Source organism: Streptomyces sp. NPDC059861 (assembly GCF_042731435.1).
Lineage (GTDB): Bacteria > Actinomycetota > Actinomycetes > Streptomycetales > Streptomycetaceae > Streptomyces.
In genome coordinates this window covers 1-14466 of record NZ_JBHWJQ010000055.1, presented here as the reverse complement: position 1 = coordinate 14466, position 14466 = coordinate 1, and the positions used below count along the sequence as shown (strand labels likewise).

General features: G+C 71.8%; 13 protein-coding genes. 2 read left to right on the top strand and 11 right to left on the bottom strand.

Translation table 11 applies throughout. From position 1 onward, the window contains the following. Positions 1–206: 206 nt before the first annotated feature. Positions 207–818 carry a TetR/AcrR family transcriptional regulator gene (locus ACFV6X_RS32865; protein ID WP_385389828.1) on the top strand — a complete coding sequence of 204 codons (612 nt, stop codon included), beginning with the start codon at positions 207–209 and terminating at the stop codon, positions 816–818. 25 nt (positions 819–843) lie between these two features. On the opposite strand, the gene ACFV6X_RS32860 is transcribed toward ACFV6X_RS32865, so the two are convergent. The 5 genes from ACFV6X_RS32860 to ACFV6X_RS32840 all read right to left on the bottom strand — a co-directional run bounded on the left by ACFV6X_RS32860 (position 844) and on the right by ACFV6X_RS32840 (position 6391). Further along, positions 844–1674 carry an ABC transporter ATP-binding protein gene (locus tag ACFV6X_RS32860; RefSeq protein WP_385389826.1) on the bottom strand — a complete coding sequence of 277 codons (831 nt, stop codon included), beginning with the start codon at positions 1672–1674 and terminating at the stop codon, positions 844–846. After that, positions 1671–2813 (bottom strand): FecCD family ABC transporter permease, encoded by a 1143-nt coding sequence (locus ACFV6X_RS32855; protein WP_385389874.1) that lies wholly within the window; start codon positions 2811–2813, stop codon positions 1671–1673. Before ACFV6X_RS32855 ends, ACFV6X_RS32860 begins: the two co-directional genes overlap by 4 nt. 5 nt (positions 2814–2818) lie before the next feature. Further along, entirely contained in the window at positions 2819–3829 is a 1011-nt protein-coding gene (locus ACFV6X_RS32850) for a FecCD family ABC transporter permease (RefSeq protein WP_385389825.1), read from the bottom strand. A gap of 31 nt (positions 3830–3860) precedes the next feature. Continuing rightward, positions 3861–4913 (bottom strand): ABC transporter substrate-binding protein, encoded by a 1053-nt coding sequence (locus ACFV6X_RS32845; RefSeq protein WP_385389823.1) that lies wholly within the window; start codon positions 4911–4913, stop codon positions 3861–3863. A gap of 443 nt (positions 4914–5356) precedes the next feature. Beyond that, the gene (locus ACFV6X_RS32840; RefSeq protein WP_385389821.1) at positions 5357–6391 is read right to left on the bottom strand and encodes a hypothetical protein; all 1035 of its coding nucleotides are present in this window, start codon (positions 6389–6391) and stop codon (positions 5357–5359) included. A 135-nt stretch (positions 6392–6526) separates the two neighbouring features. On the opposite strand from ACFV6X_RS32840, the gene ACFV6X_RS32835 reads away from it, so the two are divergent. Continuing rightward, entirely contained in the window at positions 6527–7396 is an 870-nt protein-coding gene (locus ACFV6X_RS32835; protein WP_385389819.1) for a helix-turn-helix domain-containing protein, read from the top strand. A 33-nt stretch (positions 7397–7429) separates the two neighbouring features. On the opposite strand, the gene ACFV6X_RS32830 is transcribed toward ACFV6X_RS32835, so the two are convergent. The 6 genes from ACFV6X_RS32830 to ACFV6X_RS32805 all read right to left on the bottom strand — a co-directional run bounded on the left by ACFV6X_RS32830 (position 7430) and on the right by ACFV6X_RS32805 (position 14301). Next, the gene (locus ACFV6X_RS32830; protein WP_385389818.1) at positions 7430–8620 is read right to left on the bottom strand and encodes a thiolase family protein; all 1191 of its coding nucleotides are present in this window, start codon (positions 8618–8620) and stop codon (positions 7430–7432) included. Continuing rightward, on the bottom strand, positions 8617–9258 hold the full coding sequence (locus ACFV6X_RS32825) for a CoA transferase subunit B (RefSeq protein ID WP_385389816.1): 642 nt from the start codon (positions 9256–9258) through the stop codon (positions 8617–8619). Before ACFV6X_RS32825 ends, ACFV6X_RS32830 begins: the two co-directional genes overlap by 4 nt. Further along, a complete protein-coding gene (locus ACFV6X_RS32820) occupies positions 9255–10013 on the bottom strand; it encodes a CoA transferase subunit A (protein ID WP_385389815.1) in 759 nt (252 codons plus the stop codon). Before ACFV6X_RS32820 ends, ACFV6X_RS32825 begins: the two co-directional genes overlap by 4 nt. 2 nt (positions 10014–10015) lie before the next feature. Continuing rightward, complete coding sequence (locus tag ACFV6X_RS32815) at positions 10016–11779, bottom strand: FAD-dependent oxidoreductase (RefSeq protein WP_385389813.1); 1764 nt, start codon at positions 11777–11779, stop codon at positions 10016–10018. Between the two features lie 18 nt (positions 11780–11797). Continuing rightward, positions 11798–13726, bottom strand: a complete 1929-nt coding sequence (locus ACFV6X_RS32810) for a maleylacetate reductase and hydroxyquinol 1,2-dioxygenase domain-containing protein (RefSeq protein WP_385389812.1) — start codon at positions 13724–13726, stop codon at positions 11798–11800. A gap of 209 nt (positions 13727–13935) precedes the next feature. Further along, the gene (locus tag ACFV6X_RS32805; RefSeq protein ID WP_385389810.1) at positions 13936–14301 is read right to left on the bottom strand and encodes a DUF427 domain-containing protein; all 366 of its coding nucleotides are present in this window, start codon (positions 14299–14301) and stop codon (positions 13936–13938) included. Between the last annotated feature and the right edge of the window lie 165 nt (positions 14302–14466).

The following is a 14466-nucleotide window of genomic DNA, read 5'->3' as shown; positions in this document are numbered from 1 at the left end:
TCGGGGACCCGCGGCGGCGTCGCGGCCTCAGCGGCGCCGGCCGTTGCTGGGGATGAGGACATGACCGTTTCTCCGGAACAGAGACGGGTGACGGGGGGCGCCGATCGACGGGAGTGCGTCCACCCTTAACCACACCAATCGGTTTACTTACCCCTCGACCCTAGCTCAGGACTCCGGTTATGTACAACGATCGGTATCCTCAAGTTATGAGCACTGCGCCATCCCCCGTACGCCGCCGTGGCCGCGGCGCCCGGGAGCGGATCCTGAAGGCGGCCACCGAGCTGTTCATCGCCCAAGGAGTCAACGCCACCGGCATGGAGCAGCTGTGCACGGTCGCCAACGTCTCCAAGCGCACGCTGTATTCGCACTTCGCCGGCAAGGACGAGCTCGTCCACGCCTACCTGAGCGGTCTCGAGGACGATCTGCTCCCGGTGGGCGCGGCCTCGGCGGAAGCGGGTCACCACCCGCGCGAACAACTGCTCGCCGTCTTCGACCGGCGTCCGGAGGTGTCGGGCAGGCCCCTGCGGGGCTGCCCCTTCCTGGGCGCGGCCGTCGAGATCCCCGACCCCGAGCACCCGGCCCACCGGCTCGCGGCCGCCTACAAGTCCGAGTTCGCCCGGCGGCTCGCCGACCTGGCCCGTCAGGCCGGCGCCCGGGCGCCGGAGGAGCTCGGCGAGCAGCTCGCGCTCCTCTACGACGGCGCGGCGGCGCGGAGCACCGCCCTCAACAGCACCGAACCCGCGGCGTATGCGCGTGCCATCGCCGTCACGCTCATCGACGCAGCCATCGCTACGGCCGGCGACGACGCCAGGTCATAGGAAGCAGGCGAGCGGCAAGGGACGATCAGCGAGCTTGGGGCTCGTGCGCAAGCAGGGGCTGCCAGGTGCGGGTGGGGACGACCAGGGGACCACCCGTTACGGGGTCGGGGACCACGACGGAGGAGAGGCCGAAGACGTCACGGACCAGCTCGGCGGTCACGATCTCGTCCGGCGGCCCCTGGGCGACGATGCGGCCGGCTTTCATGGCCACGAGGTGGTCGGCGTAGCGAGCGGCCTGGTTGAGGTCGTGCAGGACGGCGACGACGGTGCGGCCACGCTCGTGGTTGAGCCGACGGACCAGGTCCAGCACCTCCACCTGATGAGCGATGTCCAGGTAGGTCGTGGGCTCGTCCAGCAGCAGCAGTTCCGTGTCCTGCGCCAGGGCCATCGCGATCCACACGCGCTGCCGCTGGCCGCCGGAGAGCTCGTCCACCGGGCGGTCGGAGAGGTCGGCGGTGTCGGTGTGCGCCAGCGCCTCGGCGACGGCCCGCTCGTCGGCCTCCGACCACTGCTGCCACCACTTCTGGTGCGGCTGGCGGCCACGGGCGACGAGGTCGGCGACGGTGATGCCGTCCGGCGGGGTCGGGGACTGCGGCAGGACACCGATGGTCCGCGCGATCTGTCTGCCCGGGACGCTGGCGAGTTCGGCGCCGTCCAGCAGCACGGAGCCCCCACGCGGTTTCAGAAGGCGGCCCAGCGCGCGCAGGACGGTGGACTTGCCGCAGGCGTTGGGACCGACGACGACGGTGACCCTGCCGTCGGGTATCTCCAGGTCGAGGCCCTCGACCACGGTGCGGTCCTCGTACGCCAGGGTCAGATCGCGCGCCGCGAGGCGGCTGACGGGCGGACGACTCATGAGGAGGTGCCTCCGGAACGGCTACGGGTGCGGACGATGAGCCACATCAGATACGGAGCGCCCACCGCGGCGGTGAGGACTCCGACCGGCAGCTCGATCGGGGCGAACATACGGCGGCCGAGCAGGTCGGCGACCACCACGATCAGCGAGCCGGTCAACGCCGAGGACAGCAGTGGGATCTGGGCCGTGCGGGTGAGCCGGCGCGCGATCTGCGGGGCGAGCAGGGCGACGAAGTCGACCGGGCCCACCGCTCCGGTCGCGACCGACGCCAGGACGACACCGAGCGCGGTCAGCCCGAGCCGTACCCGGTTCAGGCGCACGCCGAGGGCGGTCGCCGTGTCGTCGTCGAACGCCGCGCCGCGCTGTGCCCGTGCCGCCCACAAGGCTGCCGGGACGCCGAGCAACATCACGAGCGCGAGCGGGCCGGCCTCCTCGTAACCGCGACTGTTGAGGGAGCCCGTCAGCCATACCTTCGCCTGCTGGGCCACCAAGTAGTCGCCCTTGGTGAGGAAGAGTTGTGTCAGCGAGCCGAGCGCGACCGACACACCGATGCCGACGAGCACGAAGCGGGAGGACTGGAGTCCGCGCCGCCATGCGAAGACATAGACCAGCAGCGCTGCCACGACGCCGCCCGCGACGGATACGTACGGAAGGGCGTCGGCGGCGACGGCGTTGAAGGCCAGCGCGGCGACCGTGGCCGCTCCGGCGCCGTGCGTGACACCGATGACGTCGGGGCTGGCGAGTGGATTGCGTGCGACGGTCTGCACGAGTGCGCCCGCGAGGCCGAACGCGGCTCCGGCGAGGAGTCCGACCACCAGTCGGGGCAGGCGCAGCGTGCCCACCACCAACTCGTCGGGACTCGGTCGCCCGAACAGCACACGGACCACCTCCGCGGGTGGGACGAAGGACTCGCCCACGCACAGGTACGCGACCACCGCAGACGCGAGCAACACCGCCAGCGCCGCGGCGACGACGACTGCCCGCCGGTGGACCAGGAAGCTGGCCCGGCCGCCGCGCAGCACGGCGTGCCCGGCGGGGCGAACTGCGCGGCCGGCCGGATGAGCCACGGGTTGTTCGGCGGCGACGACGGGTTGCCCGGGGCTTTCGGCAATGAACTCGGTGCGGCTCGATGCGTTCATACGGCTCATGCGGCCACCACCGTCCGGCGCCGGACGAGCGCGATGAGGAACGGGACGCCGATCAGGGCGGTCATGACGGCGACCGGAACCTCCGAAGGCGGGAAGACGATGCGGCCGAGGACGTCCGAGCCGAGGATCATCACCGGGCCCAGCAGCGCGGCCAGTGGGAGCACCCAGCGGTGCGCGGTACCCACCAGCGCGCGGGCGATGTGCGGTACGGCGAGGCCGATGAACGCGATCGGGCCGACCGCGGCCACCGCCGCGCCCGTGAGCACGGTCGCGCCCAGCGCGCCGAGCAGGCGCATCAGCCCGACGTTGTGCCCAAGGGCCTTGGCGGCATCGTCGCCCAGGGCGAGTGCGTCGAGGCCACGAGCCATCGCCGCGACCAGCACCAGTCCGGCCAGCAGAAACGGCCAGATCTGGCCCATGACCTCGCTGCCTCGCCCGCTGATCGAACCGACCTGCCAGAAGCGGAACTCGTCGAGGACACGGGCGTTGGTGGTGGCGATCCCGGATACGAGGGCGGCGAGGAAGGCGTTCATCGCCGCACCCGCGAGTGCGAGCTTGACCGGCGACGCCCCGCCCCGTCCACCGCTGGCGACGGCGTACACGCCCACCGCCGCCAGCGCCGCGCCCGCGAAGGCGAACCAGACATAGCCGTTGATCGAGTGCACGCCACAAAAGGCGATCGCGCACACCACACCCACCGCCGCGCCCTGGCTGACACCGAGAATGCCTGGTTCAGCGATGGGGTTGCGGGTGATGCCCTGCATCACCGTTCCGGCGAGCGCGAGCGCGACGCCCGCCAGCAGGCCCACGACCGTGCGCGGGGTCCGCAACGCCCGCACGACCTGGGCGTCGTCGCTGTCGCCGCCGTGCAGCAGTGCCTGGATCACCTCGCCGGGCGCGATCTGGCGACTGCCCACGGCGAGACTCAGCAGTACGGCGACCAGCAGCATCGCGGCGCCGGCCAGCAGCCAAGCGGCCCGGCGACGGGTGGGGGTGGATGGCGGCATCCGCCGGGCTCACTCTCTCTTACCAGGTTCGTCAGGCGGCCAGGTACTTCTGGAGGTCGTCGAGCACCGCGTCGGCAGCAATGACGCCGAGGCCCAGGTACCAGGTCTCGTCCGGCACGTCGTAGGCGTGGCCCGCCTTGACCGCCTTGAGGTTCTTCCACAGCGGGTTGCCCTGGGCCTTGCTCTTGTCCGTGGCCTTCGGGTCGCCGTAGACGCCCGTGAAGATCCAGTCGGCGTCGGCCTGATCGATGTTCTCGGCGCTGACCTCGGCAGCCAGGTCCTCGATGTCCTGGTTCTTCGGCCGCGGAATGCCGAGGTCCTTCAGGATCGTGCCGATGAAGGAGTTGTTGGCGTAGAGCCGGACGACTCCGTCGGGCATGTACCGGACCATCGACACGCTCGGCTTGTCGGCGCCCAGCTCGGCACCCAGCGCCTTCACGCGCTTGTCGTACGCGGCGAGGTTCGCCTTGGCCTGCGCGGTCTTGTCCAGCGCGGCGGCGTTGAGGAGGTAGTTCTCCTTCCACGTGAAGCCGGGGCGGATCGAGAAGACGGTCGGCGCGATCTGCGACAGCTCGTCGTACGAAGCGGCGGCGCGCAGCTGGCTGCCCAGGATCAGATCCGGCTCGAGGGCCGCGATCGCCTCGAGGTTGAGGCTGTTGATGGTGCCGATGTTCGCCGGCGTGCCCGCGTCCTTCTTGAGGTATGAGGGCAGTTCCGGCGAGCCCTCGCTCGGAGCCAGGCCGACCGGCTTCACGCCGAGGGAAACAACGTTGTCCAGCTCGCCGACGTCCAGCACTACCACGCGCTTGGGCTCGGCCTTGATCTCGGTGCTGCCCATCGCGTGCTCGATCGTGCGCGGCCACTCGCCGGGCTTGGCGTCCGTGCCGAGCTCGGCTGTCTTCTTCGCCGCGTCGGCGAAGTCCTCGCCGCCCATGGCGACCGACTTCGAGTCCTTGGCACCGGACCCGGCCGCGGTGGACGCGCTGTCGCCCTTCCCGGACGAACCGCTGCCGCACGCCGTGAGGGAGAGCGCGGCCGCGAGGGCGAGGGTGACTACGGCTGAGCCGCGGCGCCGAAGTGGCATGGGAGGTGCTCCTTGCTGTGGTCCAGCTTTGAACAATTAGGCGAGCCTAACCTTAAGTGAAAGCTGTGGGCCGAGTGCAAGGGGGGCGCACGTACGCGACGGCGGCACACCGAGGGGGCGACGGCGAGATCGGACCGGGTTTTGCACACATGGCCAGCCGGCTCCGCGCCGGGCCATGCCGTCGGCGCCTACCCGTTCGTCCTCGGCTCACCGGTGAGCCCGGTCGCGAGACGGTAGGCGACGGTGACGTCGTGGTAATCCCGACCGGGAACGACCCTGCCGGGAAGGTGCGTCCGGTCGCTGTGGCTCATCGACTCCCGCTCCCCGGCGCCTGGGAAGCGGACCGCGGTGCGGGGTTCCTCCGTGAAGCGGAGCCGTTCGGCGTGGACCGTCGACCGGAACGAGATGTCTCCTGCTGGGCGCTCATCTCCCCCGCTCGTCGTTCAGGGCGGCTCCTCACGCTCGTCGATGGTGCGACGGCGACTGGTCCGCGGCGGCAGCTTCCCGTCCTCACCGCGCACCCTGCGCGTGCGGGTGGCGCCCTGACTCCGGGCGGCCCGGCCCCGGCCTTCGGCGGGCCTGCGCGCCGTGCTCCGTTCGGCCGACTCGGTTCCGGGTGCGCTGCCGCCCGCCGCGTCGGGTCCGTCCTCGAGAGCGCGGCCCGCCTCCCCTACCACTTCGTCCGCGGTGTCCGTCACGTCCGCAGCCTTCTCGACCACACCTCCGGTGGTGTCGCCGAGCCCCTCACCCACCCTTCCGACAGCCTGACCCGCCTCGTGACCGACGCCCTCCACCGCGCGCCCGGCGCCACTGCCCACGTCCCCCACAGCTCTTCCAGCCCCCTGGGCGACGTCCTTCGCCACGGAGCCGACCCCCTGGCCCACATCCCGTACGGCAGCACCCGCACCCCGGCCCACGTCCTGGACGGCGGCCCCGGCACCTTGCCCCACATCCTGGACGGCTCTTCCGGCACCCGTACCCAGCTCGCCGACAGCTTGACGGGCCCCGCCACCGACGTCCTGCACGGCCGACCCGACCCCGCGCGCCAGCTCATGCAGGATCTCCGGGTTGCGATCGAGCGTCGTGAGCACCCGGTTGATGATCGTGGCGACATTGTCCAGACGCACCCTGAGCTGCGCCTGCGCCTCGACCCCTGAGATGCCGAGGTGCACCCGGCCGAGCGAGACGTCGGCACCCACGTTCAGCTTCAGCAGGTCCAGCACCTCGGCCTGCAGGGAGACACGCGCTCGCAGGTCGTCGACCTCCAGGTCGATCTCGTCGACCTTCAGTACGGGGACATCGAGGAAGACGTCGGGGTCCGCGTCGGCCGCCACCCGGGCACCGGTCCACCCGCCGTCCGGCTCCTCGTCGTACGGCCCGGACTCGTCGTACTCGTCATCGTCCTCGGCGTCGGGTTCGCCGTCGTACCGGTCACGCTCTTCGATGAGGTCCTCGTCGTTCTCGGCGTCACCGTGCATCGCCGCGCCTCCGCAGTATGGCCGTATGTTGCGTCCATTTTGATCCAGTATGGGGATCAATGCGCGGTCGGCTCCGGGCCCGTCGGGTATGATTTAGCATTCAACCAGCTTGGTGGTGCCCGAGGAGGTCGCACCGTGGCAGAGCTCGGACTGACCGACACGGTGGGGATGCTTCGCCTGCCCGGTGTGCGGCCCCGGTACAGCAGCGCGGGGCTCGGGTGGGAGCACCTCTATCTGTCCGCGCAGAAGGAGCAGTCCTACCGGGCGAGGTTCGACCCCGCTCCCACCCATCTGCTCATCCTGCACTTGAGCGGACCGGTCACCGTGCGCCGGGGTGAGGGCAGCGCGGCGCGGTCGCGGACCGTTCCCGCCGGTGGACTGTTCCTGCAGCCGGTCGGCCGGGAGCTCAGCGTCGAGCTGGGTGGCCCCCTGGAGACAGTGCACGCCTACCTCACGGACCAGGCGCTGCGCGAGGCCAACGAGGGGCGGCCCGTCCAGCTGTCCGAGGAACTGGGTTCCACCGATCCGCTCGCCGAGCAGCTCATGATCGCGCTGGATGTCGCGGTGCGCCGCTGGGAGCCGTCGGCCCGCACGTACGTGGACCATCTGACCGGCATGCTCGCCGCACAGCTCGCCCGGCGGCACGCCGCGCGACCGGCGAAGCGAGGGCCGGTCCGCTCCGGACTCTCCGACCGGCAGCTCACCGCGGTGCGGGACCTCATCGGGGAACGCCTGGCCGAGCCGCTGCCGATCGCGGATCTGGCCACCGCCGCCTCGCTCAGTGTCAGCCAGTTCACGCGCCAGTTCCGCGCGAGTACGGGCCAGTCCCCGCACCAGTACGTGTTGCGCCTGCGCCTGGAACACGCGTCCCGGCTGCTGCGCACCGGGTCGGCGCCCATCGGGCAGGTGGCCATCGCGTGCGGGTTCTCCCACCAGGAGCACCTGACCCGGGTGATGCGCGCCCGCCTGGGCACCACCCCGGCCGTCGTGCGCCGCGAGGGGTGAGAGGGCGGCGACCGCCCTCTCACCCTTCCCCGCTCAGCGTTCCAGCACCAGCGCCAGCGCCTGTCCCACCCCGATGCAGAGCGCCGCCAGACCCGTTCCCGTGCCGGCCGCGGCCAGCTGGTGGGCGACCGCGCCCGCGACACGGGCCCCGGAGGCGCCCAGCGGGTGTCCGATCGCGATGGCGCCACCACGCGGGTTGACGACGGACCGGTCGAGTTCGGGCAGCGCCGCCAGACAGGACAGCACCTGGGCCGCGTAGGCCTCGTTGAGCTCGACGGTGCGCAGGTCGGCCGCGTCGACCCGCGCCTTGGCCAGGACCTTGCGGATGGCGTCCACCGGGCCCAGTCCGAAGTACTGCGGCTCGATGCCCGTGACCGCCGCCGCCCGCACCCGGGCAAGCGGTTCGCGGCCGATCGCCGCGAGCCCCTCCTCGTCGGCCAGGAGCAGCGCGGACGCGCCGTCGTTCAGCGGTGAGGCGTTGCCGGCCGTGATGGTGCCGTCGGGCAGGAATGCCGGCTTCAGCTTCGCCAGGGCCTCCAGGGAGGTGGTGTCGCGGATGCCCTCGTCGCGCGGCAGGTCCACGCCGTCGACGGCGACGACCTCGCCGTCGTAGAGGCCGTCGCGCCATGCGGCGGCGGCATTGGTGTGGCTGGCCAGCGCGAAGGCGTCCTGCTCCGCGCGCGTCACGCCGTACTTGGCGCCCACCAGCTCCGCGCTCTCGCCGAGGGGGATCGTCCACTCCCGCGGCATCCGCGGGTTGACCATCCGCCAGCCCAGGGTGGTGGAGTGGAGCTGCTGGTCCTTAGCCGGGTAGGGCCGGTCCGGCTTCTGCAGCACCCAAGGGGCGCGGCTCATGGACTCCACGCCGCCGGCCACGGCGACGGAGGCGTCGCCCAGGGCGATGGCGCGGGCCGCCTGGACCACGGCCTCCATGCCGGAGCCGCAGAGCCGGTTGACGGTGGCGCCGGGCACGCTGACGGGCAGGCCCGCCAGCAGGACGGCCATCCGCGCCACGTTCCGGTTGTCCTCGCCGGCTCCGTTGGCGTTGCCGAACAGCACGTCGTCGATGCGGGCCGGGTCGAGGCCGGGACTGCGCTCCACGAGGGCGCGCAGCACGCCGGCGGCCAGGTCGTCGGGGCGTACGCCGGACAGTGCGCCGCCGTATCGGCCGAAGGGGGTGCGTACGGCGTCGACGATGTAGACGTCACGCGGTTGTTCGATCATCGGGGGCTCCTCACGATGAGAGATGCGGACGTGCGGTCGACGACCTGCTCCGCCGTCACGCCCGGCGCTGTCTCGACGAGTGCGAGTCCCTGCGGGGTGACATCGAGCACGCACAGGTCGGTGATGACGCGATCGACGCAGGCCCGTCCCGTCAGCGGGAGCGTGCACTCGTCGACGATCTTGGAGCTGCCGTCCTTCGCGGTGTGCTCCATCAGCACGACGACCCGTCCCACGCCGTGCACGAGGTCCATGGCGCCGCCCATGCCTCTGATCATCTTTCCCGGGACGGCCCAGTTGGCCAGGTCGCCGCCTGCCGAGACCTGCAGCGCACCGAGGACGGCGGTGTCGATGTGGCCGCCGCGGATCATGCCGAAGGACAGCGCCGAGTCGAAGAACGCCGCCCCGGGCACCACCGTCACGGTTTCCTTGCCGGCGTTGATCAGGTCGGGGTCGACCTCGTCCGGCGCCGGGTACGGTCCGACACCGAGCAGGCCGTTCTCGGAGTGCAGGACGACGTCCACGCCGGCCGGCAGGAAGTCAGCCACCAGCGTGGGCAACCCGATGCCGAGGTTCACGTAGTCGCCGTCGCGCAGTTCACGTGCGGCGCGTGCCGCCATCTCCTGTCTGCTCCAGCTCATCGCTCGCGTACCGTCCTCTTCTCGATGCCCTTGTCGGCCGCCTGCTCCGGGGTCAGTGCCACGACCCGCTGGACGAACACGCCGGGCAGGTGGATTTCGTCGGGGTCGAGTTCGCCCGGCTCGACGAGTTCCTCCACCTCGGCCACGGTGATGCGGCCGGCCATGGCGGCCAGCGGGTTGAAGTTGCGGGCCGCCCGGTGGAAGACGAGGTTGCCGTGCCGGTCGCCGCGGGCGGCACGGACGAGGGCGTAGTCGGTGGTGACGGCGTGTTCCAGAATGTGCTCGACGCCGTGGAACACCCGCACCTCCTTGGGCGGTGAGGCGACCGCGACCGAGCCGTCGGGGGCGTACCGCCACGGCAGGCCTCCCTCCGCCACCGCGGTACCGACACCGGCGGGTGTGAAGAACGCCGGGATGCCGCTGCCGCCCGCCCGCATGCGCTCGGCGAGCGTGCCCTGGGGAATCAGCTCGACCTCGAGCTCACCTGCCAGGTACTGGCGGGCGAACTCCTTGTTGTCACCGATGTAGGAGCCGGTGACCCGGCTGATGCGGCCTGCCGCCAGCAGCACGCCGAGACCGCGCCCGTCGACGCCGCAGTTGTTCGACACGACAGTGAGGTCGCCCGCGCCGGACTCGTACAGCGCGCCGATGAGCACCTCCGGGACACCGCTCAGTCCGAACCCGCCGACGGCGAAGGACTGTCCGTCCGTGACGTCTGCCAAGGCCTGCGCGGCCGTGGCCACTTGCTTGTCCATGGTCACCGCCCCAGAATCCGGCGCAGCGCGGCGCGCAGTTCGTCCCGTGCCTCCGCGGCGGTCTCCGGTGCGGTGCCGCGACGCCAGGCCACGTAGCCGTCCGGGCGCACCAGGAGCACCCCGTCCTCGGGCGTCTCGCTCACCCTGCTCCATTCGCCGTAGGCGTCACGCGAGTCGTCGTCGCCGATGCGCACGTGGCGCAGCGGTATGCCGAGTTCGGCGCGGCAGGCTTCCGCCGCCGCCTCCCAGACCCCGCCCGACAATCCGGTCAGCACAGTGAACTCGCCCTTGCCGACGACGTCGAGCGTGGAGAGCCGCTGCCCCCCGCCGTCCACGAGCCAGGCGTGCGGCAGCTTGGCGCCCGGGCGGGTCGTGGGACGGGACACCAGCTCCGGGTCGTCCTGCCGGTGCTCGGCGGGAGAGTCGTCGGCGAGGACCGCGCCGGAGACGTAGCGCTGGTTCATCTCAACGCCGTGCGCGTTGAATTCGTAGTTCTTGAGCTGGATCGCGTCCTCCAGCAGCCGGCGGCGCTTGGCGCCCTCGGCGGTGCCGGCCCGCAGTGCGGCGAGTCCCTCGGCGATGGTCCGCTCGTCGCTGTCGGCGCCGACGCCGAGCGTCTCGAAGACCGGTCCGAACTGGTCGCGGCTGAGGTTCGCGCGTTCGACGATCTGCCGCCCCACGGGGGCGCGTTCGGCCGAGTAGCTGTCCAGCAGTTCCGGTTCGGCCTCGCCGCGCACGACCATGGCGAGCTTCCAGGCCAGGTTGTACGCGTCCTGGACCGAGGTGTTGGAGCCGAGCCCGTTGGACGGCGGGTGGCGGTGCACGGCGTCGCCCATGCAGAACACCCGCCCGGACGAATAGGCCGAGGCGTAGGTATGGTTGACGGTCCACAGCGAGGTGGACGTGATCTCCACGGGCAGGTCCGGGGCGCCGATCAGATCCCGTACGATCCGGCGCGCCTCCTCCTCGTCCACCGAGGGCGGCGGCTGCTCGATGTCGTAGCCCCACACCAGCAGCCACTCGTTCCACGGCCGGACCATACGGACCAGGCCCATGCCGATGCCGCCGGTCGCCGCGCCGGGCCGCAGCACCCAGTACAGGACGCTGGGGCGGTGGGCGCAGTACTGGGCGAGGTCGGCCTTGAAGACGATGTTCATGCTGCCGGCCTTGCCCATGCGCCCGTCCATGGGGAGGCCGATCTGCTCGGCGACGGTGCTGCGTCCGCCGTCGGCGCCGATCAGGTAGCGGGCCCGTACGGTGAACTCGTCGCCGCGGATCCGGTCGCGCAGCAGGGCGGTGACCCCGTCCTCGTCCTGCGTGAGGCTCAGGAACTCGGTGTCGAAGCGGACCTTGGCGCCGCGGGCCGCGGCGTTGGTGGTGAGGATCGGCTCGAGGTAGGTCTGCGGCAGGTCGATCATCTCGCAGGGACTGGTCGACGCGTACTCGGTCAGGGAGCCGGGCCCCGTGCCCCAGCTGCGGATCCGGCCGATCTCCTCGCCCGTGAGCGCGGTGCACAGCACCGTGTCCCCCATGAGGTGGGACGGGCTGCCCTGCGCCAGAGCCTCGGCTTCGACGCCCAGGTCGCGCAGGACCTCCATCGTGCGCTGGTTGGTGATGTGCGCCCGGGGCGTGTTGGCGAGCCAGCCGTATTTGGTGACGAGGAGGGTGCGGATGCCGTAGGTGGCCAGCAACAGGGCGGCCGAGCCCCCGGCGGGGCCGCTGCCGACGACGAGGACGTCGGTGTCGTAGGTGTCCGTGCGGGTCATGAGTGGCCTTCTCCTCGGTCAGTCTGTCAGGGGGGCGATGCGGAAGACGTGGTCCAGGCGGCGCCACTCCCCGTCGAGGCTCCGGCCGTCCGGGGTGGGGCCTGGCTGCGGGGCGAAGTCGACGACGAGCTGGTCCTTCACGCCGAACACGGTGTCGCTGTCGAGGTAGGAGCCGCCGGCCACGAACAGCTGCGTGACGAGCCGGCGGTGGCCGGGCGCGTCGATCATGAAGTGCAGGTGCGGCGCCCGGTAGGGGTGGCGGCCGACTGCCGCGAGCATCTGTCCCACGGGGCCGTCCTGCGGGATCGGGTACTCCGAGGGCAGGATCGACCAGAAGGTGAGCCGCCCCTCGGCGTCGCTGCGCAGCCGCGCCCGCAGGACGGGGCCGTCCAGCTCCGGCAGCTGGACGTCGTAGAAGCCGTCCTCGTTGGACTGCCACACGTCCACGACGGCGTCCTTGACCGGCACGCCGGCCGTGTCGGTGATGCGGACGTCCACCCACAGGGGGGTGCCGGGCAGGCCTCCGGAGATGTCGCTGCCGTGCTCCGCCTCGGGCGGTCCCTCCACGTAGAAGGGGCCGAGGACGGCGGACGGGGTGGTGTCGGGGGTGCGGGAGTTGGTCAGCAGGTCCACGGCGCTGGAGACCCCCAGCACGTCCGAGAGCAGCACGAACTCCTGCCGGGTGGGGCCGCACACCTCTCCCGTCCGGGTGAGGAAGTCGATCGCGTACTGCCATTCCGTCTCGGTGACGTCCTGCTCGGACACGAAGGTGTGCAGGTGCCGTACGAGGGCGGTGAGCAGGGTGCGGACACGGGCGTCGGGCGCCTGCGCGAAGCTCGCCACGACCTGATGCGTGAGCCGGGCCGTCGTGGCGTCGGTGGTGTCGGACTCCCGGGGGCGGCGGCCGTGCCAGGCGTCGGCCAGCAGGCTCTCGACGCCTTCGGCGGTCAGTTCCCGGGGGTTCGGGTACGGCGTCGCCACGGCCGACCCGGCCGCGCGGGCCAGCTCGGACTCGGGCATGCCCAGATCCCGCAGCGAGGTCGGCCCGCCCAGCGAGGCGATCAGGTCGTACACGCCGCTCGGTGCGTCGGGCACGTCCAGTGCCCGGGCGATACGGCGCATGGCGTCCGGGGCGGCGGGCGCGTTGTAGGCCATCGCGTGCGGAAGGATCACGGTGTGTGTCTCGGCGTGCGGCAGGCCGAAGCTGCCGCCGAGGGTGTGGCAGAGCTTGTGGTGCAGGCCCATGCCCACCGTCGCGAGGCACGTGCCGGCGAGCCAGGCTGCCTGCAGCAGGTCGGCCCTGGCCACGTGGTCCGCGGGGTCGGCCGCCAGCTGGGGCAGCGCCCGGGCGATGAGGGAGATCGCGTCGAGGGCCCGCCGGTCGGTGACCGGGTCGGCGTCGGGGGAGTACAGGGCCTCCACGGCATGCGCCATGGCGTTCACACCGCTGGTGATCGACATCGGCAGCGGAAGGGAGAGTGTGAAGTCCACGTCGTAGACGACGGTCTCGGGCAGGATCGCGGCCGAGGACTGGGTGACCTTGAGCCCGTCACGCGTCTCCCCCAGCACGGGGGTCACCTCGGATCCGGCGTACGTGGTCGGTACGACGACCTGGGGCAGGTCCGTGCGCAGCGCGAGCGCCTTGGACAGGCCCGTGGTCGAGCCGCCGCCCACGGACACGAGGCAGTCGGCCCCCGCCTCCCTCAGTACGGCGAGCGCCGCTTCCGTCACCTCGGTCGGCGTGTGCATGGCGGCGCCGTCGAACTCCGCCGCCAGCAGGCCGCCGAGAGCGTCCCGGACCCGCGCCGACGCGTCCGCGAGCGGTGGGCTGGAGAGCAGCAGCACCCGGGAACCGCCGAGCCGCCGTACCTCTTCGGCGAGTTCCCCGACAGTGCCGGGACCGAAGATCACCCGTGCCGGATGGGAAGTGTGCACGAACGTCCGCATGGGTCCATCGCCTCCGCGTGTCGGTCCAATCACGGTTGTGCCTGGCCACCGAGTGTGCGGGTTACGGGCGTGTGAACTCCTGCACGTTCGGGGCGTGCCGTTGCACGAAAGGCGCATGGGGGGTGACGTGACACCGGAGGATCGGGCCGGGCCGGCGGCCGGGACGTCGTACGTTGCGGGTGTTCGCAGGGCTGCCGGGGCGGTGCGTCTCAGGCGGCCTCGTGGGCGTCCATGCCTCGGTCGATGCCGTGGGGGACGACGTTCTGACCGGGTTCGAGGCGCAGCGGCCTGCCGTCGAGAGAGACCTCCACCTTGTCCGGTTCGAAGGACACCAGGTCGCTGACCAGGTCGACCTGCCGGTACGCGTCGCGGTACGTCCACGCGGCGCGACGCGCCTCGCCGATGCCGTAGTGGTCGCACAGGCCCTTGCAGGGGCAGAAGGTCTGGCCGTCGGCGGCGCGCAGCCACGTCTCGTCGATGTCGGCCCGCGGAACGTACCAGCGCGGGGTGACTCCGGACTGGGGGTCCGCGGCGTGGCCGAGGATGCGGTCGTCCTCCTCGTAGAAGGCGTCCATCGCCCGCCAGGCGAAGGCGAAGTGCCTTTGAAGAGCGGCCGCGTGCGGGGGCAGCGCGGTGAACTCCCCGGCGGCCCGCTCGGTGGTACGGCCGTGGGGGGGGGCCCCCCGGCCCCCCGGGGGGGGCCGCGGGGCGGGGGGGGGGGGGGCTGGGGCGCGCCCCCC

Excerpts from the sequence above, each read along its gene's own strand:
- ACFV6X_RS32865 (WP_385389828.1), top strand. The coding sequence starts at position 207 with ATGAGCACTGCGCCATCCCCCGTACGCCGCCGTGGCCGCGGCGCCCGG.
- ACFV6X_RS32860 (WP_385389826.1), bottom strand. The coding sequence starts at position 1,674 with ATGAGTCGTCCGCCCGTCAGCCGCCTCGCGGCGCGCGATCTGACCCTG.
- ACFV6X_RS32855 (WP_385389874.1), bottom strand. The coding sequence starts at position 2,813 with ATGAACGCATCGAGCCGCACCGAGTTCATTGCCGAAAGCCCCGGGCAA.
- ACFV6X_RS32850 (WP_385389825.1), bottom strand. The coding sequence starts at position 3,829 with ATGCCGCCATCCACCCCCACCCGTCGCCGGGCCGCTTGGCTGCTGGCC.
- ACFV6X_RS32845 (WP_385389823.1), bottom strand. The coding sequence starts at position 4,913 with ATGCCACTTCGGCGCCGCGGCTCAGCCGTAGTCACCCTCGCCCTCGCG.
- ACFV6X_RS32840 (WP_385389821.1), bottom strand. The coding sequence starts at position 6,391 with ATGCACGGTGACGCCGAGAACGACGAGGACCTCATCGAAGAGCGTGAC.
- ACFV6X_RS32830 (WP_385389818.1), bottom strand. The coding sequence starts at position 8,620 with ATGATCGAACAACCGCGTGACGTCTACATCGTCGACGCCGTACGCACC.
- ACFV6X_RS32825 (WP_385389816.1), bottom strand. The coding sequence starts at position 9,258 with ATGAGCTGGAGCAGACAGGAGATGGCGGCACGCGCCGCACGTGAACTG.
- ACFV6X_RS32820 (WP_385389815.1), bottom strand. The coding sequence starts at position 10,013 with ATGGACAAGCAAGTGGCCACGGCCGCGCAGGCCTTGGCAGACGTCACG.
- ACFV6X_RS32815 (WP_385389813.1), bottom strand. The coding sequence starts at position 11,779 with ATGACCCGCACGGACACCTACGACACCGACGTCCTCGTCGTCGGCAGC.
- ACFV6X_RS32810 (WP_385389812.1), bottom strand. The coding sequence starts at position 13,726 with ATGCGGACGTTCGTGCACACTTCCCATCCGGCACGGGTGATCTTCGGT.
- ACFV6X_RS32805 (WP_385389810.1), bottom strand. The coding sequence starts at position 14,301 with ATGGACGCCTTCTACGAGGAGGACGACCGCATCCTCGGCCACGCCGCG.